This window comes from Streptomyces sp. NPDC052107 (assembly GCF_040680215.1).
GTDB lineage: Bacteria > Actinomycetota > Actinomycetes > Streptomycetales > Streptomycetaceae > Streptomyces.
The window spans coordinates 1-1,256 of the sequence record NZ_JBFAWG010000297.1 but is presented as its reverse complement, the minus strand read 5'-3'; the positions used below and the strand labels follow the sequence as shown (position 1 = coordinate 1,256).

The following is a 1,256-nucleotide window of genomic DNA, read 5'->3' as shown; positions in this document are numbered from 1 at the left end:
CCACCTGCGCGCCCACGGCCCGCAGCATGTCGACGGTCATCCGGATGTGCGGCATCGAGGGCAGGACGGAGCCGGTGTGCCGGACCTCCACGCCCTGGTTGAACCGCGGCCCCGACAGCAGCAGCGCCGAGACGAACTGCGAGGACGACGAGGCGTCGATCGCGACCGGGCCGCCCTCCAGCGCCCCGCCGCCGTGCACGGTCAGCGGCAGCGCGCCGCGCCCGTCGTCGTCGATCCGCGCGCCCAGCGCCCGCAGCCCCTCGATCACGCCGGTCAGGGGGCGTTCGTACGAGCGGGGGTCGCCGTCGAACCGGATCGGGCCGTCGGCGAGGGTGGCGACGGGCGGCAGGAAGCGCATGACGGTGCCGGCGTTGCCGACGTCGACGGTGACCGGGCCGTGCAGCCCCGCAGGGATGACCCGCCAGGCCTCGCCGGTGCTGTCCGGGGAGGCGGCGGCGGACGGGCTGGTCGCGGACGAGGAGGAGACGGTCTCCTCGATGCCCACGCCCATCGCGCGCAGCGCCTCGGCCATCAGCAGGGTGTCGCGGGAGCGCAGCGGGCGGCGGAGCCAGCCCGGCTCGGAGGCCAGCGAAGCCAGGACCAGCGCCCGATTGGTGACCGATTTCGATCCGGGCACGGTGACGGTCGCGTCGACGGCTCCACTCGCGTGAGGTGCGGGCCAGAGGGCGGGGTGCACGGGACTCTCGGTCATGGCCAACACTTTAGTGGTTCCGCGCACAACCGGGACCAGCGGCAAAGGGCCGGAAAACGACGCGTAACGAAACAAGGGTGACGCGCGGAGAAACAATGGTCCGGACCGGAACGGATCCCTCCGGGCCGGAGCGGACTCACCAGCCCAGCAGCCAGCGCCCGCCGCCGATCAGCGAGCAGAGCGACACCGCGTGGAAGAGGAAGAGCCAGAGCGCCGCCGGGGCGTGGGTCAGCCGGGCCAGCTGGTCCGCGTCCGAGTCCGGGGCACCGCCGTAGCGCCGCTTGGACTGCAGCTCGAAGGGCGGCCGCACCCCGCCCAGCAGCAGGAACCAGACCACCGCGTACGCGAACGCCGACTGCACGTCCGACGAGGTCAGCCAGGACACCAGCAGGAAGGCGGTGCCCGTCAGGATGACGGTGAGCGCCCCGTACACATTGCGGATCATGACCAGCATCGCGGCCAGCAGCGCGGTCGCGACCCACAGCAGCAGCGCCGGATTCCGAGGTGAAGAGACGGCGGGACACATCGCTCCCTGGGGTTGCAG

At 72.5% G+C, this 1,256-nt stretch carries 1 protein-coding gene and 1 pseudogene; both read right to left on the bottom strand.

All coding sequences use genetic code 11. The features are described from left to right. Positions 1–712 (bottom strand): annotated as a pseudogene (locus tag AB0M27_RS47960) (3-phosphoshikimate 1-carboxyvinyltransferase); the annotation flags it as partial. Between the two features lie 136 nt (positions 713–848). Continuing rightward, positions 849–1,256 (bottom strand): M50 family metallopeptidase (locus AB0M27_RS47955; protein WP_365732482.1); only part of this gene is annotated, 408 nt, incomplete at its 5' end.